Here is a 20790-nt window from a genome sequence, read left to right on the forward strand (position 1 = left end):
TCTCGGTCACCGCAGGGCCAATGGTGGGCGGCCGATGGGTTCTGCCCAAACGACGATTTCGGCCAACCGGAAGATCGGTTCATGGAGCTGGGTCTGGTTCGGTTGGGTCTCGGGACCACGATGGCAGCGGACCCTCAGGGGTGCAGCGGGACGCGGCGGGGATGGACGCCCATTCGGGTGACCGCCAGCTTCCGCTGGTGTCGTGCTCAACAGTGTCCTCGTACGTGGCACCGCTGACGGATCCATCCGCCATGACGCCGAGTCCTATGGACCAGGCTCGAACTGATCCACCTGGCCGAGGGCCGACGCGTCTCGCAGTGTCGCGCTCGTGCTGGCTGCCGCGCGCGCACTGGTCGACGAGGTGGGCCACGAGTTCGCTCTCGACGAAGCCGCCCGGCGCGCCGGAGTCAGTAACGCCACGTTGTACCGGCACTTCCCGACCCGCGCGGACCTGCTTGTCGCCGTCTACGCCGACAAGGTACGAGCCTTGTGCCACCGCGGCACCGAGTTGCTCGCCGTTGCATCCCCTCTTGACGGGTTTTGGGCCTCGCTCGACGAGTTCGTCATGCACATAGCGACAAACATCCGCTGGCTCTGGCCGTGACCGAAGGCCCGAGTGGGCGGCGCACGCCGTTGTCCGACCAGTGGCACTCATCGATAACCGCCACAGCTTGCGACCTTGGTGGCGCGGGCTCGCTCCGCTCTGCAACCGGAGGTCACTCTCGCCGACGTTCTGGCATTAGCCAGCGCCGCAGCTCTCCCCACCGACGCCACACATGCACGCCGCTTGGTCACGCTGATGCGCTCCGGCCTCGCGCTCAGTGCTCACAACCCAGCTGTGGACGTGGCGCGCGAGCCAGCGAGGAACATTCCGGTGGCGGCGTGCATTCGTCGATCTGATGAAGCACCAAGCAGCGGATGCAGGCTCAACCGAAATGAGAATGAGCCAAGGTCGGCCGGCACGTTGGCTACGACCAGCCACCACAGGCACGAGACGGGTTCGGCGTAGTCGACCGACGGGCGTGCGAGAGGAACTGTGGCAAAGTTCTTGATCTGGCGGGTCATGGCCGCCGCGATGTGTTTCCCCTCATCCTGGCGACATCGAGGCGGGGGTGTGACGCCGTAGTCATGGCCGCCGCGGTCGCGGAACAGGCCGGGGCGGGGTGCGTCGGTCGTCCTTAAGCAGCCGTTAAGCCGAGCTAAGCCGAGATTAAGCAGGTGCTGGGAACGTCCTCCTGCCAGGACTACTACTGCAAGGAGTACGACGACCGTGTGGTTGCGAAGCGTCACCGTTCTCGCCGCTGGCGAGCTCTCAGGTCTCCAGTCCGGAATTCGCGCCGCTCGCGCGCGGCAAGTCGAGGAGGTGCCCCTGTCGTGGCGCTGATGAAACTCGGGATCGCGATCGTTGCCTCGGCGACGGCCTTGATCGCGGTCGCGGCAGACACGACGGCGGCGGGGCTCGAGCCATCGACCACAGCGGCGGCCCTCGGCGACACTTTGACCGGCGCTACCTCAATCGCCGGTGGCCGAGGGCACACGTGCGCGGTGCTGTCCGGCGGGACGCTCGCGTGCTGGGGCAGCAACAGCCACGGCCAGCTCGGCGATGGCACGACGACACGACACCTCGTCCCCGTGAGTGTGACCGGCGTTTCCGCTGCGGCAGTGGTCCGGGTCGGAGGTGACCACTCCTGCGTGCTCACCTCGACCGGGACGGTCGAGTGCTGGGGTGCGAACACGTCAGGTCAGCTCGGCGACGGCACGACCACCGATCACTCGGCACCTGTCACAGTGCCCGGGCTGTCCGGCGTCACCGCGATCACCACCGGCCGGACGCACACTTGCGCGGTGACCGGCGGACGGGTCTACTGCTGGGGCGGCAACAATCGAGGACAACTCGGTAATGGCACCACAGTGGACAGTACGACCCCGGCCTTGGTCACCGGTCTGTCCGGAGTGACCGCGGTCGATGCGGCTGACGCGTTCCACACCTGCGCACTCGCCGGTGGTGCGGTGTTCTGCTGGGGTTGGGACCATCACGGACAACTCGGCACCGGCCATCAGAACGAGCCGAACAACCCCGGTCGCGCCAGCCCCACCCCGGTGGCGGTCGGAATCGACCACGCCACCGCGATCACCGTCGCCGGAGCGGCCAACTCGTGCGCACTACGCGCCAACGGTGACGTGTGGTGCTGGGGCTGGAACACCTTCGGGCAGCTTGGCGTCGGCGGCGACCCGTCTGGCAACATCTTCGACAACACGCACAGCGCGACACCCGTACAGGTCACCTCGCTCGGTACCACCACAGCAATCAGCCAGGGCAGCGGCACCGGGCAGATGTGCGCCGTCGACGCATTGAGCGTCCTGCGGTGCTGGGGCCACAACGGACTCGGCCAGATCGGTGACGGAGGCAACGAACACCGTTCCACGCCGGTGACAGTGACCGGAATCGGTGGCGCGACGCTCGCGGCCGGTGGCGCCGACCACACCTGTGCCATCAGGACCGGCGGCGCGGTCTACTGCTGGGGGTTCAACAACGAAGGCCAGCTCGGTGACGGAACCACGACTAACCGCCCGACTCCGACGGCTGTCCGACTCGCCGACACCGACTACCGTTTCGTGCCCGCACCAGTGACCGGTCTGTCCGGTGTCACGGCCATCGCCGCCGGCAGCAACCACACCTGTGGCGTGGTGACCGGTGGAAAGGTGCTTTGCTGGGGTGATAACACCTACGGTCAGCTCGGTGATGGAACCACTGAGGACAGCGCCCGGCCGGTCGTCGTACGCGGACTCACCGGCGTCACCGCTGTTACCGCCAGCGGCGACCACACCTGCGCTCTGACGAAGAAGACGTTGTGGTGCTGGGGGTGGAACGCACTCGGACAACTCGGGACCGGAACGTACACCAACCATTCAACCCCCGTAGCCGTGTCCATTCCAGGCGTTACAGCGGCCGCCGCCGGACGTCAGCACACGTGCGCAGTCGCAAGCACGCGAGTGTGGTGCTGGGGCCACAACTTCGTCGGTGGCCCGCTCGGCGTGCTCAGCGGCTCTGCCGGCGGGGCGATCGCACACCCGACGCCGGTCATGGTCGAACATCTCACTGACGTGACCGCGGTGACCGTCCGTGGTGGACACACCTGTGCACTCCTCGCCAGCGCCGAGGTCAAGTGCTGGGGATGGGGCATGGAAGGGCAACTTGGTACGGGCCAACCCACGGCGGGCCCAACCCCGGTCGCAGTGCGCGGACTCACCGCCGCCACCGCAGTGTCTGCCGGCAATGACCACGCCTGCGCCGTGCACGACGACACCGTTTCCTGCTGGGGCTGGAACGCCTTCGGCCAACTCGGCGACGGCGCTACGACTGACCGCCTTTCCCCAGTACCCGTGTCACTCACCGGTACGGCGACCGTCACGGCCGGAGCTGACCACACCTGTGCGACCAGCCTCGCTGGCACAGTGCACTGCTGGGGTGCCAACACCTACGGCCAGATTGGCGACCACACCCTCGTCAACCGCACGGCTCCGGTCGGCGTTCAAGGACTTCCCACGACAACCGCCGTCGCCGCCGGCCTTGGCCACACCTGTGCGTTGACCACCAACGCGACCGTCTACTGCTGGGGCCACGACAGCCACTCCCAACTAGGCCGGCGGTAGCGTTTGGTGTCCTCGGCGAGGCGTTGATGAAGAGCTCGCCGCGGACGTTGGTGCTGATGCCCTTGGGGAGCTCTTTCGGTGGCTGCCCGAGGGCTGGTACAACACCCGCCGACGGCACTCCGGCCTCGGCTACCTCAGCCCGGCCGCCTTCGAGGCCCAAACCGAGACAGCCTGACCACCACTTAACGCCCCTGTCTGTCAAAGCGGGTCAACCCCAGACTGACACACTCGCGCTCGTGGTGGACATGTAGTGGGCATGCGCAACCCATGCCGTGCTCCGGACCGCGAAGCCCGGTTCACGTCACTGTACGAAGCGACGTACGCCGAGCTGCTCCGCTTCGCGCAGCGCCGAGTACATGCCACTCACGCTGAGGACGTGGTCGCGGAGTCCTTTCTTGCCGCCTGGCGGCGCCTCGATGATCTGCCGCCGCAGCGGGATGACGCACGGGCCTGGCTTTTCGGCATCGTCCGCGGGGTCGTCCTCAACGCTCGCCGCGGAGCGGAACGGCAGCGCGCACTCGCGGTACGACTCGCTGACGTCCCGACAAGCCTGACGGCCGATGTCGACGCGGACCTCATCGCCCGTCAGATAGATGTCTCGCGCGCGTGGCAACACCTGTCCGCCGTGTATCAAGAAGCGCTGGCCCTGGCCGTTCTCGATGAACTCAGTGGTCCACAGGCAGCCGCGGTCTTGGGGATCTCTCCCATCGCGTTCCGGCTGCGGTTGAGTCGAGCCCGCCGCGCGCTGCGAGTGCGTCTCGACTACTTGTCCCGGACCTCGTCCACGCCTGGCCATATCTCCGAAAGGACGCCATCGTCATGACCCGAGTCACCGACATGCTCGCCATCCTGCAGACCCTCGACCCCGCCGACTCCGATGTCGACCCGCACAACCCACGCGCCCGCGCCGAGTTGGAGCGCATCATCACCACCGATCCCGCACGGCCCCTGAAAGACACTCCGGTGAAAGCCCGGCGCCGCCGTGGCATCCGCCTGGCGGCCGCTGCCGCAACGGTCGTCACCGCCGCGGCGGCCTTCCTCATCCTCCCGTCCCTGGTGAATGGCGACCGCGCGTTCGCGTCGTGGACCGCCACTCCGAACGGTCTACCGGCGCAACCCGCTGCCGATGCGGGGACCGATTGCCGGGATGCCCAGCTGGACGGACCCGGCACGGGCCACGGCGACGATCTCCGGCGCGCCGACATAGCCATCGCCGAACGACGGGGCGAGTGGACGCTGGTGATCCTCGCCGGTGCCAAGGGATTCTCCGCTCTGTGCATCACCGACGAGTCGACCCCCCTGTTCCGTGATTGGTTCGGCTCCATGGGTACTCCGACCAACTACGCCCCACCCGGTCCACGCGACGTTGTGGCCACTGACCTGGGCACTGGCGGTATCGACGCCGGTGAGCTCTCGGTCGCCGCGGGTTACGCCGGTTCGGACGTGACCGGTGTGACGTACCACAGCGCCACCCACGGTCACATCGCAGCCACGGTCTCCGGAGGACGTTTCGCCCTATGGTTGCCTGGTGACGAATTGGACGGCGCCAGCGTCGTCGGTGTCAACGTCCAGGTGACCCACCGAGACGGCAGTACTGCCACCCTCCGCCTCGGCCTCCGATAGGGGGCGCCCTGACCTCTCACTAGCGATGCGCAGGCAGCGTTCACGGTGGCAGTGACCAGATCTTCGATTGAAGCCGCAGGGGAGGCCCGGACGACTCACATTCCGCTCGTCCGTACCTAAACTGCGGACCCGTAGGGCGTGGCGTGGCCATCCGCAAGGTGCGAACCGGAACGACCCCTGTCGATGCCACGCACTGGTCGCGGTCTCGATGGCGACCGAGAGCGGGTTGTCCAGGTCGAAGGTCGGACGGATCTGGAAGGCGTTCAACCGCAAGCCCCACCAGGTCGACACGTTCAAGCTGTCCAACGATCCGCAGTTCGTGGACAAGGTCCGCGACGTAGCGGCCTGCACGTGGATCCGCCGGCACCGTCATCAGCGAACTGCGCCGCCGCCACCGCGCGGTGGAATTCGAGAAGTTCCTCAAAACCATCGACAAGGCCGTGCCCGCAGAGCTGGACGTGCATCTGGTATGCGACAACTACGGCACACACAACACCCCCGAGATCAAGACATGGCTGAGCAAACACCCCGCGTCCAGATCCACTTCACACCCACCGGCTCCTCCTGGGTCAACCAGGTCGAGCGGTGGTTCGGCCTGCTGACCGACACACTCATCCGACGCGGCGTGCACACCTCCGTACCAGTCCTCGAGAAAGACATCAGGGAATGGATCGACACCTGGAACGCCGACCCGAAACCCTTCACCTGGACCGAAACCGCCGACGAGATCTCCACTCCCTCGCCAGCTACCTCACCAAGATCACCCCACACCACCGAAACAACCCAGACACTTGGACTCGAAATTTCCGACGCAGGACACTAGCGGCCGAGGATCTTCTGCAGTGCGGTGATGAGGCGGGCTCGCTCGTCCGGGGTAAGCGGGTCAACTAGTTCCTCTTGAGCGAACGTCAGCTGGGCGTGGATCTGGTCCAGACGTTCTTGCCCCGCGGTGGTGAGCCGGACGAGGTTGCGGCGCGGATCGGCCGGGTCGGATCGACGTTCCAGGCAGCGTTGGCCCTCGAGCTCCATGACGCGCTGGGCCACGTCCTTACGGTCCATGTGCAGCCGGCGGCCGATCTCGGCCTGACTGCACGGGCCGAACTCCTCGACGGCGCAGAGGATCGCGTAGTGGTAGCGCCCGGCTCCGACCGAGTCGAAAACCTCGCGCGTGCGTCGGCTGGCAGTCGTCGCGATCTGGGTGAGCAGCCAGCTGGGCGTCTCCAGAAGCCGCTGGGGTGGGCGCTCGTCCACGACTTCTCCTTGCGTTGGTGACACCAACATCCTATCCTGCGTTGGTGTCACCAACGATAGGGGGATCTGTGGCTCGCACACCAAGACCGCGGCTCGTTCTCGGAGCCGTGGTGACGGCTCAGCTGATGGTCGGCGTCGACGCGACCATCCTGGCGCTGGCGATACCCGGGATGACCGCCGATTTGCAGCTGTCCACAGAGGCAGTGGCGTGGGTCATGGCAGGTTATGTCCTCGTCGCGGGAGCGCTGATGATCGCCGGAGGGCGCATCGCGCAGGCAGCTGGTTACGCCCGGATGATGACCCTGGGGCTGGTGACCTTCGGCCTCGCGTCGGCGGTCGGCGGCGCGGCCGATGCGGGCTGGATTCTGATCGGCGCCCGCCTCGCCCAAGGAGTCGGGGCAGCGGCCATGACACCAGCCGCGATGGCACGGCTCTCGGCGGCGTTTCCCGGTGACGATCGGGCCAAGGCGTACGGCATCTTCGGGATGATCATGGGCAGCGGAACCGCCATCGGCCTGCTGTTCGGCGGTGTACTGACCCAGGTCTCGGGGTGGCGGGCCTGCATGTACGTCAACCTCGTGTTCGTGGCGATCTCGCTGGTCTTGTCCGCATTCGCCAGGGACCGCGTAGAGCCCTCCCCTGGGCATGGGCGTGGCTGGTGGGGTGGGGTCGTGCTCGGCGTCGGCGTCGCACTGGTCATCCAGGCACTCACCGTCGTGGACACCCCCGGACCTGCCGCCGCCCTCGCCCTCGCCGGCATCGCGGTGGTCGGACTGTTCGCCGCGACCGACCGGCGTGCGGCGACACCGATGATTCCGGTGGTCCTGTTCCAGAACGCCACCCGGCGGATCGCCTACTACGCGCTCTTCCTCTGGGGCATTGCGACGATCGCGACCTTCGTGGCGGCCAGCGGTTCGCTCCAGCGCGAACACCACCTCGCACCGCTGGCCGTAGGGGCGCTGTTCCTGATCTACCCGGCCGCCGTCCAGATCGGGTTAGCGATCGCCCGCCGCCTCTGCGGCACTTTGTCCCCAGTCCGGTCCATCGGTCTCGGCCTCGCCTTGATCGGCGTTGGTCAAGCCGTCCTCGCACTTTCTCCGGACGGCGTCGCTGCCATCCTCGCGGCCCTGGGGCTGATGGGGCTGGGCACCTCACAGGTCATGCCGAACGCGAACAGCGCCATGAACCAGGACGCCGGGCCGCATGCAGGAGTCGCCGGAGCCGTCGGCACTACCCTGCAACAACTCGGGGGGAGCTTCGGCCTGGCCATCCCAGTCGCCTTCGCCGCCTGGACCACACACGCCGCCAGCGTCACCGCCCTGTTGCTGCTGAGCGCGTCGCTCCTCGCCCTGCGCCAACCACAGGTCACCACCACACCCATTGCATCCACGGAACCAAAGGAAGCGTCCGCATGAAGATCCTGATCACCGGAGCAACCGGACGCGTCGGCAGGCACCAGACAGCTTGATCAAGACCGTTCACGCCGAGATCGAGGCCCAAGCCGAGGCCAGCGGCATACCGACAGTGCGGGTGCGGTCCACCATCTTCATGGCCAACGACCTCGCCTGGCTTCCGGCCATCAGGAGGGGAATCCCCGTGCCGTTGGCCTACCCGGACGCGTCGATGCCGGCCGTCGCCGAACAAGACATCGCCGCCGTCGCCGCCACCTGCCTCAACCAGCAAGTCGACCGCGACACCTACGAACTCACCGGGCCGCAAAGCCTGACCCAGCTCGAACGACTGGAAGCTCTGACGAAACACGCCACCGGCACTCGTGCCTCCTGGACCGACATCACCGGCAACGCCGAACGCGATGGGCTGCCGAACATGCCCGGTCCACCCGGCGAGTACCTCCTCATGAACCTCGCTCGCTCGTCGCGGACACCCGTCCCACCGACCGGAGACGTTCGTGAAGTCCTGGGGCGAGCTGCGGTCGACTACCGCACCTGGGTCACGGGGGCGACGGTATGACCGCGGCGACGAGCCTGCACCGCAACGCGCCGCTGTCGGTCGAGGACGTCGGCGCTTGGCCGACAGCTACGAGACTCCCCATCTCCCACGTGGCGGAGGAGAGGGGCCCATCCCTTGCCCGTGCGCCGAAGTGGTCGGCCGTCACCGCCGGGATGTCAGCTCGACCCCATCCCACGACGTCCCCGCGTGGATCGAACCGGTGCTGGCCAAACCAGACAGCGGCCGGCTCCGGTCGGGTCCGGAATGGACCGACGAGTACAAACTGGACGGCTATCGGGCGTGTATGCAGGTCGCACCCGACGGAACCACAGCACTGACCAGCCGCAACGGGATCGTGGTCACCGACGGGTTCCCGTCGCTGGCTGGCGTGCTCGCTCCCGGCCTGGACGGCCGAGCCGCGGTCCTGGACGGCGAGATCGTCGTCTACAACGAGGCAGGGCAGATCGATTTCGGCGCGTTGCAGGAGCGCCGTGGCCAGTACCGCCGACACAGCCGGATCACCCGTGGCGGCACGCCGTTCGAGGGTGCTGATGCGCGGTTCCTCGCGTTCGACCGGCTGCGTCTCGGTGCGGAGAGTCTGCTGGACGCACCGTAGGACCAGCGCCGGGCCGTGCTGCACGAACAGTCCATGCCCGACCCGTACCGAATCGCGGTGGTGCCCGCGTTCCCGTTCCAGGCGCTGGCGGCCGACCGGATGACTCCCGAGCAACTGCTGGGGCGCGTCAGCCGAGCGGGCCATGAGGGGTTGATCGCCAAGCTGCGGACCTCGAAGTACAGTCCCGGACAGCGGCCCGATTTCTGGTTGAAGCACCCGCTGATCCACCCGAAAGAGGTCGTCGTCTGTGGCTGGCGGCCGGGTCAGAACCGGCTGGCCGGGACACTCGGCGGACTGCTGCTTGGCGCGCAGGATCCTGACACCGGGAATCTCGTGTACATCGGTGATGTGGGCACGGGATTCTCCGAGCGAGAACGCACCGACCTCCAGGCCGGGCTGCACTCGATCGAGCGCGCACGCATCCGTTCGCGGTCGCGCCGCCGCGCGACGACGTGCGCCGGGCACGGGCAGTCAGAGTGGATGTGCCCGTGCGAGGTTCGCGGAGTGGCCTGACTGGTTTGGTGTCCCGCGTCCCGTGGAGCCGTCGGTGTCCGACCGATGAACGGACTCCTCCAGTCCTGCGACTGTGCTGTCGATCGCCTGTGTCACGGGGTTGTTTGGTCGTCGGCAGCACAGCGACTCACCTCCAGGACCTGCCCCGGATGTACACTTTGGCCCGCGTAACAGGTGGTCGGAGCGGGCGGGGTGGTGTGGTGGAACTCCGCGAGATCGAGATCTTTCTGGTTTTGGCCGAGGAGTTGCATTTCGGCCGGACGGCGGAGCGGCTGTACCTGTCGTCGTCGCGGATCAGTCAGACAGTGCGTGTGCTGGAGTCGCGGATCGGCGGCGTGTTGTTCGAGCGGACGTCGCGGCGGGTGCGGTTGACGCCGTTGGGCGAGCAGCTGCGGGATCGGCTGCGTCCTGCCTACGAGGAGATCCACCAGGCGTTCGGTGAGGTCCGCGAGGTGGCGGCGGGGATCACCGGGAAGTTGCGGATCAGCCTGCTGAACTTCGCGGCCGGTGGGCCGGTGTTCGCTGAGATCGTGCGGGTGTTCACGACAGCGCATCCCGGGTGTGAGGTCGTTGTCCACGAGGCGTTTCCTGGTGAGGCGCTCAACCGGCTCCGGCGCGGCGAACTGGACTTGGTGGCGCACTGGTTGCCTGTTCGGCAACCAGATCTGACGGTGGGGCCGGTCGTGATGCGTGACGACCGCGCGGTCGCGGTCCGCGCCGGGCACCCGCTGGCCGAGCGTGGCCATGCCACCCCCGCGGATCTCGAGGCGTTTCCGATGGTCGACGCGACGGACGTGGTTCCTTCGGAGACGCTCGAGGTGCTGTATCCCGGCCCGGTCGGCAGGCATCGCGAGGGGCGGATGGTCGAGGTGCTGTCCCTGGTGGCCCGCGGGGAGATCGTGCATCCCACTGTGGCCACCCTCGTGGACTATTACAGTCATCCCGGGGTTTCGGTGGTTCCGCTTCGTGGCCTGCCTGCGTTGGAGAGCGCGCTGGTGTGGGTGACCGAGCGGGAGTCGGCGGCGGTTCGGGCGTTCGCCGCGATCGCCGCCGAGTTGTCGAACACCGCTCCGGCAACAGGGGCGCCTCGCTGAAGGACCAACCAGATCTGGGCCCGGTCGCGCAGCAGCACCGGGTCAGTCAGCGGGTCACCGTCCACCACGGTGAGGTCCGCGACCTTGCCGGACTGGATGGTGCCGAGCCGGTCGTCCAGGCCGAGTGCGCGGGCGCCGGTCGCGGTGGCGGCGAGCAGCGCCTCGTGTGTGGTCATGCCGTGCTCGACCAGGCGGATCAGCTCGACAGCGGCATCGGAGAACGGCTGCCAGTCGTGGCCGAGCGCGATGGGCACGCCCGCGGCCCGCGCGGCGAGCAGGGTGCGTGACGCCTCGGCCAGGTTGTGGCGGGCGAGCCGGACCAGGGGCGCGGTCCACTGTCCGGACGCGACACCGTAGTAGCAGGACAAGGTGGGCACCAGGACCTGGCCTGCCGCAGCCATCTCGTCCAGCAGGTCGGGCCGCTGGTTGAGGTACATCCCGTGCTCAATCGTGTCGGCGCCCAGCCGGATGGCGAGTTCGGTCCCGGCCAGGCCCTCGGCGTGCGCGGCCACCCGGTAGCCGAGCCGGTGTGCCTCGTCGACCAGCGCGGCGATCTCGGGACCGGTCAGCTGCGCGGGATGGGGATCCTCCAGTTCGACCGATCGGGCACCGGTGGACATGACCTTGACGAAGTCCGCGCCGCGGCGCACCTGCTCGCGGACTGCCTTGCGCACCTCGTCCGGCCCGTCCGCCTCGCGGTACATGCCGTCGAAGAAACGTCCACCGGGCGCTGTCGCCGACACGATCCTGCCGCAGGTCAGCAGGCGCGGCCCGGGGAAGGCCCCGTATCGCATGGCTTGACGGGCGGTGATCACCTCGTCGCCGTACGAGCCGACATCACGCAGGGTCGTGAAACCCATCCGCAGGGCCTCCCGCAGGCCGGTGGCCACGAAATGCGCTGTCAACCCCGGCCAGAGCGGTTCCGCGCCGTCGTCGGGCGTCGGCGGGGTGGCGAAGACATGGGCGTGCGCGTCGATCAGTCCCGGCAGGACCGTACGCCCGGCCAGGTCGATCACGTCCACGCCGTCGGGCACGGCACCGGCCTGGTCCTCCGCGGCGATCAGTCCGTCCTCGATCAGGATCGCCCGGCCGTCACGGGCCGCGGCCCCGGTCGCGTCGAACACCCTGGCGTTGGTCAACCACATGCTCTGCACACGTTCAGCCTGACCGGCCCGCCCAGCTCGAACAACGACCGTCGGCTCACCGCATCGTTGAGCCACGCTCACCGATGCGGTGAGCCTGTCGCCGTTGATCCCGCCAAGAACTTCTCCCGAAGATGGAGAGAACAGCGACACGGCTTCTACGTCCCGGTGAGCGCACTGTTGAGGAGGACACGATGATCGCGGCCGAACGGGACCCACAGGATGAGCGTCCCCGGACACGACGGGCGGTCGGCAGGGACTATGAGGAGTGGTTCGCCTTGCTCGACCAGTGGGGTGCGCCCGGCCGTCCGTTCCGGGAGATCGCCGACTGGCTGGTGGGCGAGCACGCGCTGAGCGCGTGGTGGGCGCAGAAACTGATCGTCGAGTACGAGCAGGCGCGCGGGTCGCGTCCACCCGGTGCACGCCCCGGCGGCACCTTCACGGTCGGCGCCAGCAAGACGGTCGGTGTGCCCGTCGGACGTCTTTACCAGGCCGTCGCGGATCTCCGAAATCGGCAGCGATGGCTGCCCGACGTCGTGCTGACTGAACGCACGTCAAGGCCGCACCGGTCGATCCGCTTCGACTGGGTCGGTGACGGTACCCGCGTCAGCGTCACCTTCGACGCCAAGGGCGATGGTCGCAGCCAGGTCGCCGTGGAGCACGACCTGCTGCCCGACCCAGCCACGGCACAGCAGGCCAGGGCGTTCTGGCGGAAACGACTGGCCGACCTCAAGACCGTACTCGAGAACAAGTGAGGAACGAAGATCATGACCAACCAGCAGAAGGCACGCATCGACGCGATAAGAACCGTCGGCATCCCGGTCAGCGACCAGGACCGGGCGCTGGAGTTCTACATCGGCGTCCTAGGTTTCGAGAAGCTCATGGACGCACCGATCGGGCAGTTCGGCGGCCGCTGGATCGAGCTGTCCCCGCCCAGGTCCGCCGTGACGGTCGCGTTGACCCCGGCCCGTGCGGAGAAGTTCGCGGGTGTGGACACCGGGATCCGTTTCACGACCGAGGATGCGTCGGCGTTGCACGCCCAACTGTCCAGCCACGGCGTGGACGTCGACGAACTGCTGCGCTGGCCGGGCGTGCCACCCATGTTCGACTTCCGCGACCTGGACGGCAACGTCCTGTACGTCAGCGAAAGCTCCGCGCCCGGTGAGGAGAAGACCCAGTGACGGCGTTGACCCAGCGCACAGTCGCGCGCACGTTCGGCAGCGGTGGCCGCGTGTTGGTGGCCGCGCTGGCAACCATCCTGGCCAGCACGCTTTACTACATGGTGTTCGGTGAGGTCTACCAGCACTTGCGCGGCGGCGCGACCGCGACACCGGACCCTTTGGCGATCGCTGTCCAGTTAGGACGCAACATTCTCGTCGCGGCCGTCCTGGCTGTCCTGCTGCATCGGCTCGCGATCAACGCACGGCGAGCGGCGATCGGTGTGGGAGCGTTGGTGTGGCTCGGCTTCCAGGCCATGGCGGTGCTCGGATCGGTGATCCACGAGCACTACCCGTTCGGGCTGTACCTGCTGCACATCGGTGACGCACTGCTTGCCACCCTGGTCATGGTCCTCGTCCTGGTAAGGAGGAAGGCGTGAAAACCACGCTCGAACCTGGGAATTCCGGCACGGGCCGGAACCTGTGGCCTCGGCGGCGCGCGACATGCTGACGAGGGTGATCACGCTGGTCGGCACCGACTCACACCACCCGTATCGACTGAACGCAACGTGGCCACCTGCGATTCGCGGGCAGCGTGCCGGGACTCTGCAATGCTTACGGCGACATGCCGATGTGTCCACCGTGAGGCTCGACGGCGTCACCGGTTTGCGTGACTTGGCCACAGGGCCCACTGAGTTGAAACGACGGGCCACACGAGTCGTCTTGCCCGCCCGCGAACACCACCACGAACCACCCGGACAGCACCACCGGAGCGCGTCGCGGTGGGCGAGGACGGTGATCGGTTCACATGGACGCGGCCGAGTCCCTTGTCCTGAAGGTCGTCCTCCGTCGCGTCGGGATCGGGCAGTGGACGCAGGTTGTCGCCCAGCTGGGAGGCGGCGAACGAGTAGCGTCCCAAGAGTCGCAGGCCAGCAGGAGCTCTGCTTGGGAGCGGAGGAACTGGGCGCAGATGCTGGAGACGCGTTCGGGTGCCGGGGTCGATGCCAGTGCCGGCAGTGGGCGGTCCGCGCCACGATCGCCATTGCGACTGCGTCCTCAGCGCGGGTTAGCGCGTCGATATCCCCGGTAGTGTCTGACCGGTAGGGCGGCAACCGGGCGACCGTTCGATCCACAACCGCACCCCGCTGTCCCGGCCGACAGTGGCCAGCACTGGCGACCTGGCCCCACGCGTCCCAAAGGACCTGGTTTCACCCGTCGGTCTGGGATCGAGCATCTCCGGCGCGGCGCGGCGCGATCCGCGTCCCGGCCGGGCGGACGTGGTGTGGGTCGAGGCACCGGGATCATCCGCGAGGAGTTGCGCGCACCCGTTCTTGGTGCCCGTCGGTTCACCTGTTCAGCACGAACCGCCCGGTGTCGAGCGCCGGCCAGGCACCCGTGACATCAGGTGGCCGATCAGCCGAGGTGGCAGGATCACTCGCCGACGTCGAGCAGGCAGACCAGCCTCCGGGAGGGACCAGCATGGGTATCCGTTACACGGGTCCGTACGCGCAGCAGGTTGAGGATCACGAGGGGTATGCCGCGCGCAAGCTCGGCGATGGCACGGTCAGCGCGGAGTGGACCGAGGAGACCAGCTCGTTGCGGGGCTTCGTCGCCGCGTGTTCGTGCGGGTGGCGTGCGGAGGGTGAACACCCAGCGACGGAGGCCGGCCAGGGAAACCGCGGAAGCGCAATGGAACACCGTGCATCTGAGCCCGTTGATCCAGGCCGCCCGGGCGGCGTGGGACAGCTGGCCCGAGGAGTTGGTCGGGTTGGCGCGGTATGTGTGCGACCGGGTCCAGGCGCAGGACGCGGCGGAGGCGTTGCGCATCCTGGATCAGATGGTGGCCGATGTGGACTACCGACGCCGGACCGTCACCCAGCTGGCCACTCAGCAGGAACGCCCGGCATAGGAACCGGTCAGTGTCTGCGCAGGTCAGCGACGCGCGCGTGACGCCGGAGCACACATGCGTCACCCGTCCGAGTAAATCTATGCTGGCCGAGGTAGACATTCGCCCGTGAGTGCGTGTAGTGTTCTGGCATCACAAGGAAAGAAAACGTCCGATGGCACGGGAGATGACGAACTACCCGTGAAGCACAGGTAAGACGGCCAGGCGTATCGGAGCCGATCACGGTACGGGGTTCCGGTAGATGGCCGAGGACCGTCGATGGTGCTGGGCAGCTACGCCAGGGCTCAGCGGGACGGTCGTGGTAAGGAACGCAAGACGGATCGACGCGGGAGATGACGTACTCCCGTGCAGCAGTGGTCAGACGGTCACGTGCGCCGGAGCCGATCAATGGAAGGGGTTCCGGCGGGTGGCCCAAGCAGTGAGCCGAAGGGGATCGGACTGTGCACCCGGTCCCGCGCGGTGAGTCAGGTGAAAACGCACACGGCACGACACCACTGGGTACGACAGCAGGACGCGGGAGGTGTTCGACGCCCGCGAGTCAGAGATGAAGTGCAGGACGGTCAGGTGCGCCGGAGCCGATCAGTAGAAGGGGTTCCGGCGGGTGGCCAGCGGCGTCAGGTGCTGGGCCCGGATCAGGTGAGGGGTTCCAGACGTGCTCGTTGCGAGAGGACAAGCACGACAGTTACGTAGTAGCAGTACAGCACGTGTCAGTGGTGGTACAGCAAGTCGAAGTGCACGTCGTAACCCGGTAAGTGGCAGTACAGGTAGTGCACGTCAGGTAGTCAGAGGAGAAGGGCAGGGTTACACGCCGTCGGATCGCCCGCTTCAGGCTGTAGAGCGCCGGGCGGGTACCGCAGTCCCATCGGAATGGAAGGTGGTCTTCGGTCACGCAGATGCGATCCCCGCGGGTTCTGCCTCTCGGGCGGGCCACGCGGAAACAGGAAACCGGTCTCATGATCGGTTGATGGTGATGAAACCTGAACCCCTGGGGCCCCGGCGCTACACGCGCCGGGGCCCCTCGTGATGTGGAGGCGCGATGATCCCTAACCCGCGAGACACGGCCGGCGCGAGTGCGGCCGACAAGTTCGACGATGAACACTACCCGGCCTACACCATGGGCCGTGCCGCGGAAATGCTCGGCACCTCAGCCGGATTCCTGCGGAGCCTGGACGAGGCGAAGCTGATTACGCCGCAGCGTTCTACCGGTGGGCATCGTCGCTATTCCCGTCACCAGCTGCGCATCGCCGCGCGGGTGCGGGAGCTGATCGATCAGGGCACCGCATTGGACGCGGCCTGCCGGATCATCACCCTGGAAGACCAACTCCACGAAGCACTGCGGCTCAACGCCGGACACGAGCACACCTGACCAGGCCACCCATCCCGGAGGTAACGGAGCCGGGGCGCCGAACCTGTCGGCTGGCATCCCCTGGGTTTTCGCTCGTCGAGGATGATCGTTAACCGGGTAGTGACCAGCCGAGGACCACGGTCGTGCCGTGCGGCGTGTGCACCAGCCGGAACACGTGCGCCAGTTTCCATCATGGGCAGGCTCCGCCCGCGCAAGCGGGGTTCGGCTGGGGCGGGCGCCACAGGCCGTGGTCGGACACGACGATCCGCACCACGCTGACCGGGTGGCTGCACGCGGCGAACAGCGTCAAGGTGCCGGATGAACCCGGACAGGCGTGGTCGATGGCGTTGCTGACCGCCTCGTCGGCGGCCAGCACAGCGTCCTGGCCCACGTCGTCCGGGAAGCCGACCTGCCCGGGTCCAGCCGGCGACCCGGGAACGGGCCACGCGCACCTGCTCAGGTGCGGCAGCGAGCTGGGTGTGAACGTGCGGCCGGGTGATGTCGGAACGGGAGACCACCTCCGCGGCGAACGACGGCGAACTCTCGGCCCACGCACGCAGAGGGACGGGTAACGGCAGTGAATTCTGGTCATCGAGCATCGGCGCGTCCTCACCCGTCCCCAGCAAAGGCGCCAGTGGACTCCACGGAGTCATCCCCCGCGATTCGTGCCCCAGCCGGGTCCAGGACCCCTACACCGATTGCGCGTCCCGCAGTGTCGGGTGAATCGACAGCACTTGCTGAAGTCCGGTGACTGCCAAGTCACGGCGCACAATGGTGGACCCATCGACCACGCGCACCACCCGCCCGGCCTTCTCGGTGTCCTGGTTGGCGTGGACCACGCCCGTAGCCCACACTGGTACCCACGCGGCGTGGACATCGCCACAGGCTTCGCCCGCCTTGCAGGAAGGGCGGAGGTGAACCGTTTGTCAACACCGTTGAACCCTGGATCAGGCCCGCTTTTCGTGATGTGCCCGGGTGATCAGCGGCCGCACCGTGGTTGATCACGAACCGAGTGTTGATCCTGATCTGGTTCGGGTTCTCTGGCCGCATACCTGTGTGCGGATCGACGCGGTGCGGACAGCACCGCGGGGCCAGAGGAACACCACGTTTTCCTTGTCCGCAATGAAATCCAGTGTTCCGAGGTGTGATCGTCTCTCGTTTCACAAAGTGTTGGTGGATGAAGCCGAACTCCTGCAACGCTTTCCGTGGCGGGAACTCGCCGAACGGGTCCGGACGTCCCCGCCGTGCGCTTCGCGGGCGGCGACTTCCCGCAGACACGCCGCGAGGAACTCCTCGTGCGACCAGCCTTCTGAACGGCCTCGGTCAGCGAGCCGCTCGACCGCGCCAGTTCCCAGGGCCCCGGGGTCGCGTTCAACGCCTCGGTCAGGTGTGGTGCCCGCCATGCCACTGCCCGACCGCGGACTCGTTGTCCCAGACCAACGCTTTCGGCACCCGGTCCCACCCGCTGATCAACGCCAATGCCCGGCCGACAGGTCCGGCGACTGCCGCGACGGCAGCATCCGCGCGGTCAGCACCCGCGGGTACCCGCTGACCATGACCAGCATCGATGGCCGACCCACCTGCTCGAACCCCAGCGGCACGTCCACCGGCGGGAACCACAGGTCACACTGCACCAACTCCCCGGACTCCGTGCGTGATGCCGGATCGACCGGCTTGGACAGCGGCCGCAACTGCTGCAGCACGGCGGATTCCAGTGACCGTCGCAACGTTGCTGGTGATTTGGTGTCAGTGCGGGCTGAAGACGCGTCTGGCGGCGGATCAGCCGATGTGGTGCCGGGATGTCGTTGCTCGAGCCCGCTGCGGGGGTGACCTCCCGAAGGATGTTCCCGAGCCTTCGAGCTCTTTGACAGAACGAGGTCCTGCGGTGCGCTGGAGTCATGGACGGCTAGTGAGATGCTGGCCGAGGCCGATGACACCCCCGAGGACCCAGTGCCAGCGGCGATCGGGACCGATCGCGGGCTGCTGGTCAGTGCCTTGCGGACGACCGGCCGGGTGATCCATCCGATCAACCCGTTCTCGGCATCCGCACCGGGAGCGGGCGCTCGGGGACCTGGATGGGTCCCGGCATGAGTTCGATGGGTGCTTGACCACGCGGGCGGGCGGGTAGTTCGAACTGGCCGACGCGGTGCTGTGCACCGATGGACCGGTCCGGTCGCTGGTCGGGTGCCGCGCTTGGTCGAAACACAGCCGTCCGCGGGTCTAGGCTTGGGCTGAGATTGCGGGTGAATGTATGAACCAGCCTGTCACAGGCCCATTGAGCCGTCGCGGCACCGAACTGCTCGACGACACCACCACCGACACCATCGACCGGCGCCCGCATCAGCGGGCGATCGACATTCTGGAGCAAGCTGTCGCCGCGGGCGAACCGGCAGCGGCTGCGCTGCTGGCTCGTGGTTACCGCGAACGCGGGCAACTGATCGAGGCACACGAACTACTCGCCCCGCTGGTCGCCGGTGGGCGCACCGACCTGGCTGGCGTGCTGGCCGATGTGCTGGCCGACCTCGACCTGGCCGACGACGCCGAGCAGGCCTACCAGGTCGCCATCGCCTCCAATGACGGCGAAGCGATGAACAGCTTCGCGCTGTTTCTGGCCGGCCAGGGCCGTCAGGCGGAAGCGGTGGTCATGTTCGAGCGCGCCATCGCGGCCGGTGATGTGCTCGCCCCAGCGGACCTGGCCCGCACCTACCTGCGCGATCTGCACGACATCGCCGCCGCGCAGGCGGTGGCCGAGAGGTACCTCAGTGCGGACGCGCCCACAACCTACTGTGCGTTGGGCGAGGTCTATGCCGAGTTGGGCCGGCTCGATGAGGCCGAGCACCTGTTGCGCACCGGTATCGATCTGGGAGCGGCCCAGGCGCACATCGACTACGCGAGGTTCCTGCAGCACCACCGGTGCGATGTGGACGCCGCCGAGCGTGAGTACCGGCTGGCCGGCGACCTGCACGAGCCGTCATGGGGTTATCACCTGGGTGCGTTCCTGCTGGAGCACGGCCAGGACGACGAGGCCGCCCAGGTTCTCGAACTCGCCGCCTACTGGGGCGACCTGGACGCACGGGGACTGCTGGAGACCGAGTTCGAGGTGGTGACCGACCAGGCCTGAGCGCTCACGCCGTTGGATTTCGGCGGTCCGGCGGGGACGTTGTCCCGACAGGCGACCAGCTGTCCACAGCCGTTCCCGATGGGCACGGCACCTCGGCAGCTGTGACGCGCACTTCCGCTCATGGTGCCCGTCGGTCCACCGTCCGGCTCCACATGCTCTGACTGTCGAGGACGCTGGCCTGATCCGTTGCTACAGCCGATCACCGATCCAGTCCCGATCAGCCAACTCGACATCCGCCGACGCTGGCAGCGGGGCATCCTCGACGAGTACCACTGTGCCGCGTGACCTGCTTGGATGAAATTTCGGCCAGCCAATGCCGCAGCAACCGTTTCCACCACCCGCCACCCGAATCACACGGCACCAGCGGCTAGGACTCATGGCCACACTGATCAGCAACCTGGGATGCGGCCACCCCGCCGGTCGAGCAGACTGGCGGGGTGGCCGCCTTGACGGCCGAGGACGCGATCGTCCTGATACCCGGTTGTACGGTGGCGCGCTCGGGTTTAGGTAACGGTGATACCGGGTATGGACTGTGCGCACCTTGAGTACACAGGGTGGGTCCGGAGGTTGTCCGATGAACAGCTCCACCGCTGAAGGCTCCGCAGACGAGAATGAGGTCGCTCCCACGGGCGACTTCGCGGAACTTCAGAGGCGCGTCGAGCAGCACTCCCGACGATTGAGCCAGCACGCCCGTGAACTGCGTCGCCTGCGTGATGACCTGGACGAGTTCGATCAACGTTTCCGCTCGGCGTGACCACGGCGAGGACTTCGGCCGCAGAGTCGCCGCGACGGCGGGTGAGGTTCACCCCGAACGGTGGACAGGGGCTTACGTGGGTTCAGGCGGCAGCCGCGTGGAGTAACTTCTCGTAGTCGTTGGGACTGAGCATCCCGAGTGCGGAGTGCCGACGAGTTCCGCCTTGGTGGCGTAGACGTGCCGGTAGAACTCCTCATGTTTGAACGTCGACCAGAACGACTCCGCCGGGCTGTTGTCCCAGCAGATCCCGGTCGCGCCCAACGACCGGCGCAGCCCATGCCGGAAACACATCTGTGCGGTCAGATGTGCCGTGTGCTCACCGCCGCGGTCGGAATGCAGCACTGTGCCACGGGATCGGCCGCCTCGGGCGGTCACGGCGGTCTCGATGGCCGTGGTGACCAACTCGGCACTGATGTGGTCAGCCACACTGTGCCCGAGCACTTTCCGGGAGTGCCCATCGCGGATCGCGCACAAAAACATCTCGCCCTCACCACAGGACAGACACGTGATATCGGTGAACCACACGGCGTTCAGCCGCCCCTGGTCGAAGCTACGGTTGACCAGGTCCGGCGGGAGCGACGCGGCCCGATCCACCATCGTGGTCCTGACCTTGAACGTGCGGGGGCTGATGCCCTCGAGCCCGATCGAGGCCATGACCTTGGCG

The 20790-nt window shown here is 67.3% G+C and carries 21 protein-coding genes and 3 pseudogenes; 17 read left to right on the forward strand and 7 right to left on the reverse strand.

From position 1 onward, the window contains the following. Positions 1-328: 328 nt before the first annotated feature. Complete coding sequence (locus AOZ06_RS58905) at positions 329-604, forward strand: TetR/AcrR family transcriptional regulator (RefSeq protein WP_063810045.1); 276 nt, start codon at positions 329-331, stop codon at positions 602-604. A gap of 221 nt (positions 605-825) precedes the next feature. Here AOZ06_RS58905 and AOZ06_RS58910 read toward each other — a convergent pair whose 3' ends face one another. Then, positions 826-1065 carry a hypothetical protein gene (locus AOZ06_RS58910; RefSeq protein WP_218922001.1) on the reverse strand — a complete coding sequence of 80 codons (240 nt, stop codon included), beginning with the start codon at positions 1063-1065 and terminating at the stop codon, positions 826-828. 318 nt (positions 1066-1383) lie between these two features. On the opposite strand from AOZ06_RS58910, the gene AOZ06_RS16070 reads away from it, so the two are divergent. The 4 genes and pseudogenes from AOZ06_RS16070 to AOZ06_RS59900 all read left to right on the forward strand — a co-directional run. Continuing rightward, positions 1384-3654 carry an RCC1 domain-containing protein gene (locus AOZ06_RS16070; protein ID WP_225955279.1) on the forward strand — a complete coding sequence of 757 codons (2271 nt, stop codon included), beginning with the start codon at positions 1384-1386 and terminating at the stop codon, positions 3652-3654. A 256-nt stretch (positions 3655-3910) separates the two neighbouring features. Then, entirely contained in the window at positions 3911-4477 is a 567-nt protein-coding gene (locus AOZ06_RS62070; RefSeq protein WP_083472643.1) for an RNA polymerase sigma factor, read from the forward strand. After that, positions 4474-5277, forward strand: a complete 804-nt coding sequence (locus AOZ06_RS16080; RefSeq protein ID WP_054290133.1) for a hypothetical protein — start codon at positions 4474-4476, stop codon at positions 5275-5277. Before AOZ06_RS62070 ends, AOZ06_RS16080 begins: the two co-directional genes overlap by 4 nt. A gap of 170 nt (positions 5278-5447) precedes the next feature. Next, positions 5448-6100: pseudogene (locus AOZ06_RS59900) on the forward strand (transposase); the annotation flags it as partial. Here the strand turns inward: AOZ06_RS59900 and AOZ06_RS16090 are convergent. Then, complete coding sequence (locus AOZ06_RS16090) at positions 6097-6528, reverse strand: MarR family winged helix-turn-helix transcriptional regulator (protein ID WP_054290135.1); 432 nt, start codon at positions 6526-6528, stop codon at positions 6097-6099. The pseudogene AOZ06_RS59900 and the gene AOZ06_RS16090 overlap by 4 nt on opposite strands. Before the next feature lie 110 nt (positions 6529-6638). On the opposite strand from AOZ06_RS16090, the gene AOZ06_RS16095 reads away from it, so the two are divergent. The 5 genes from AOZ06_RS16095 (at position 6639) to AOZ06_RS59915 (ending at position 10701) form a co-directional block, all read left to right on the forward strand. After that, entirely contained in the window at positions 6639-7943 is a 1305-nt protein-coding gene (locus AOZ06_RS16095) for an MFS transporter (protein WP_157233043.1), read from the forward strand. A gap of 49 nt (positions 7944-7992) precedes the next feature. Next, positions 7993-8499 (forward strand): SDR family oxidoreductase, encoded by a 507-nt coding sequence (locus AOZ06_RS16100; protein ID WP_054290137.1) that lies wholly within the window; start codon positions 7993-7995, stop codon positions 8497-8499. Positions 8500-8698: 199 nt separating this feature from the next. Then, a complete protein-coding gene (locus AOZ06_RS59905) occupies positions 8699-9094 on the forward strand; it encodes an ATP-dependent DNA ligase (RefSeq protein ID WP_236952251.1) in 396 nt (131 codons plus the stop codon). 15 nt (positions 9095-9109) lie between these two features. Further along, positions 9110-9607: an ATP dependent DNA ligase gene (locus tag AOZ06_RS59910; RefSeq protein WP_054290139.1), complete on the forward strand. Its 498-nt coding sequence runs from the start codon at positions 9110-9112 to the stop codon at positions 9605-9607. A 200-nt stretch (positions 9608-9807) separates the two neighbouring features. Further along, complete coding sequence (locus AOZ06_RS59915; RefSeq protein WP_236952252.1) at positions 9808-10701, forward strand: LysR family transcriptional regulator; 894 nt, start codon at positions 9808-9810, stop codon at positions 10699-10701. A 23-nt stretch (positions 10702-10724) separates the two neighbouring features. Here AOZ06_RS59915 and AOZ06_RS16120 read toward each other — a convergent pair. Then, positions 10725-11846, reverse strand: a pseudogene (locus AOZ06_RS16120) (amidohydrolase family protein); the annotation flags it as partial. 191 nt (positions 11847-12037) lie between these two features. On the opposite strand from AOZ06_RS16120, the gene AOZ06_RS16125 reads away from it, so the two are divergent. From AOZ06_RS16125 to AOZ06_RS16145, 5 genes are all read left to right on the forward strand, one after another. Next, positions 12038-12598, forward strand: coding sequence for a hypothetical protein (locus AOZ06_RS16125; protein ID WP_054290142.1), 561 nt, complete (start codon positions 12038-12040; stop codon positions 12596-12598). A gap of 12 nt (positions 12599-12610) precedes the next feature. Continuing rightward, on the forward strand, positions 12611-13024 hold the full coding sequence (locus AOZ06_RS16130) for a VOC family protein (RefSeq protein WP_054290143.1): 414 nt from the start codon (positions 12611-12613) through the stop codon (positions 13022-13024). Next, a complete protein-coding gene (locus tag AOZ06_RS16135; protein ID WP_054290144.1) occupies positions 13021-13440 on the forward strand; it encodes a DUF1761 domain-containing protein in 420 nt (139 codons plus the stop codon). Before AOZ06_RS16130 ends, AOZ06_RS16135 begins: the two co-directional genes overlap by 4 nt. Before the next feature lie 1202 nt (positions 13441-14642). Then, on the forward strand, positions 14643-14909 hold the full coding sequence (locus AOZ06_RS16140; RefSeq protein ID WP_157233045.1) for a hypothetical protein: 267 nt from the start codon (positions 14643-14645) through the stop codon (positions 14907-14909). A gap of 1033 nt (positions 14910-15942) precedes the next feature. Further along, positions 15943-16272 carry a helix-turn-helix domain-containing protein gene (locus AOZ06_RS16145; protein ID WP_054290146.1) on the forward strand — a complete coding sequence of 110 codons (330 nt, stop codon included), beginning with the start codon at positions 15943-15945 and terminating at the stop codon, positions 16270-16272. A gap of 169 nt (positions 16273-16441) precedes the next feature. Here the strand turns inward: AOZ06_RS16145 and AOZ06_RS61260 are convergent, their stop codons facing one another. From AOZ06_RS61260 to AOZ06_RS16155, 3 genes are all read right to left on the reverse strand, one after another. Next, positions 16442-16843: an ATP-binding protein gene (locus AOZ06_RS61260; protein WP_083471723.1), complete on the reverse strand. Its 402-nt coding sequence runs from the start codon at positions 16841-16843 to the stop codon at positions 16442-16444. 97 nt (positions 16844-16940) lie between these two features. Continuing rightward, positions 16941-17090 carry a hypothetical protein gene (locus AOZ06_RS56295; protein WP_157233046.1) on the reverse strand — a complete coding sequence of 50 codons (150 nt, stop codon included), beginning with the start codon at positions 17088-17090 and terminating at the stop codon, positions 16941-16943. 630 nt (positions 17091-17720) lie between these two features. Continuing rightward, the gene (locus AOZ06_RS16155; RefSeq protein ID WP_054290148.1) at positions 17721-17954 is read right to left on the reverse strand and encodes a hypothetical protein; all 234 of its coding nucleotides are present in this window, start codon (positions 17952-17954) and stop codon (positions 17721-17723) included. A gap of 548 nt (positions 17955-18502) precedes the next feature. On the opposite strand from AOZ06_RS16155, the gene AOZ06_RS16160 reads away from it, so the two are divergent. Continuing rightward, the gene (locus tag AOZ06_RS16160; RefSeq protein ID WP_063810046.1) at positions 18503-19372 is read left to right on the forward strand and encodes a tetratricopeptide repeat protein; all 870 of its coding nucleotides are present in this window, start codon (positions 18503-18505) and stop codon (positions 19370-19372) included. A 574-nt stretch (positions 19373-19946) separates the two neighbouring features. Further along, a complete protein-coding gene (locus tag AOZ06_RS16165; protein ID WP_054290150.1) occupies positions 19947-20126 on the forward strand; it encodes a hypothetical protein in 180 nt (59 codons plus the stop codon). A 72-nt stretch (positions 20127-20198) separates the two neighbouring features. Here the strand turns inward: AOZ06_RS16165 and AOZ06_RS16170 are convergent. Then, positions 20199-20786 (reverse strand): annotated as a pseudogene (locus AOZ06_RS16170) (DDE-type integrase/transposase/recombinase); the annotation flags it as partial. Between the last annotated feature and the right edge of the window lie 4 nt (positions 20787-20790).

The organism is Kibdelosporangium phytohabitans, from assembly GCF_001302585.1.
Lineage (GTDB): Bacteria > Actinomycetota > Actinomycetes > Mycobacteriales > Pseudonocardiaceae > Kibdelosporangium > Kibdelosporangium phytohabitans.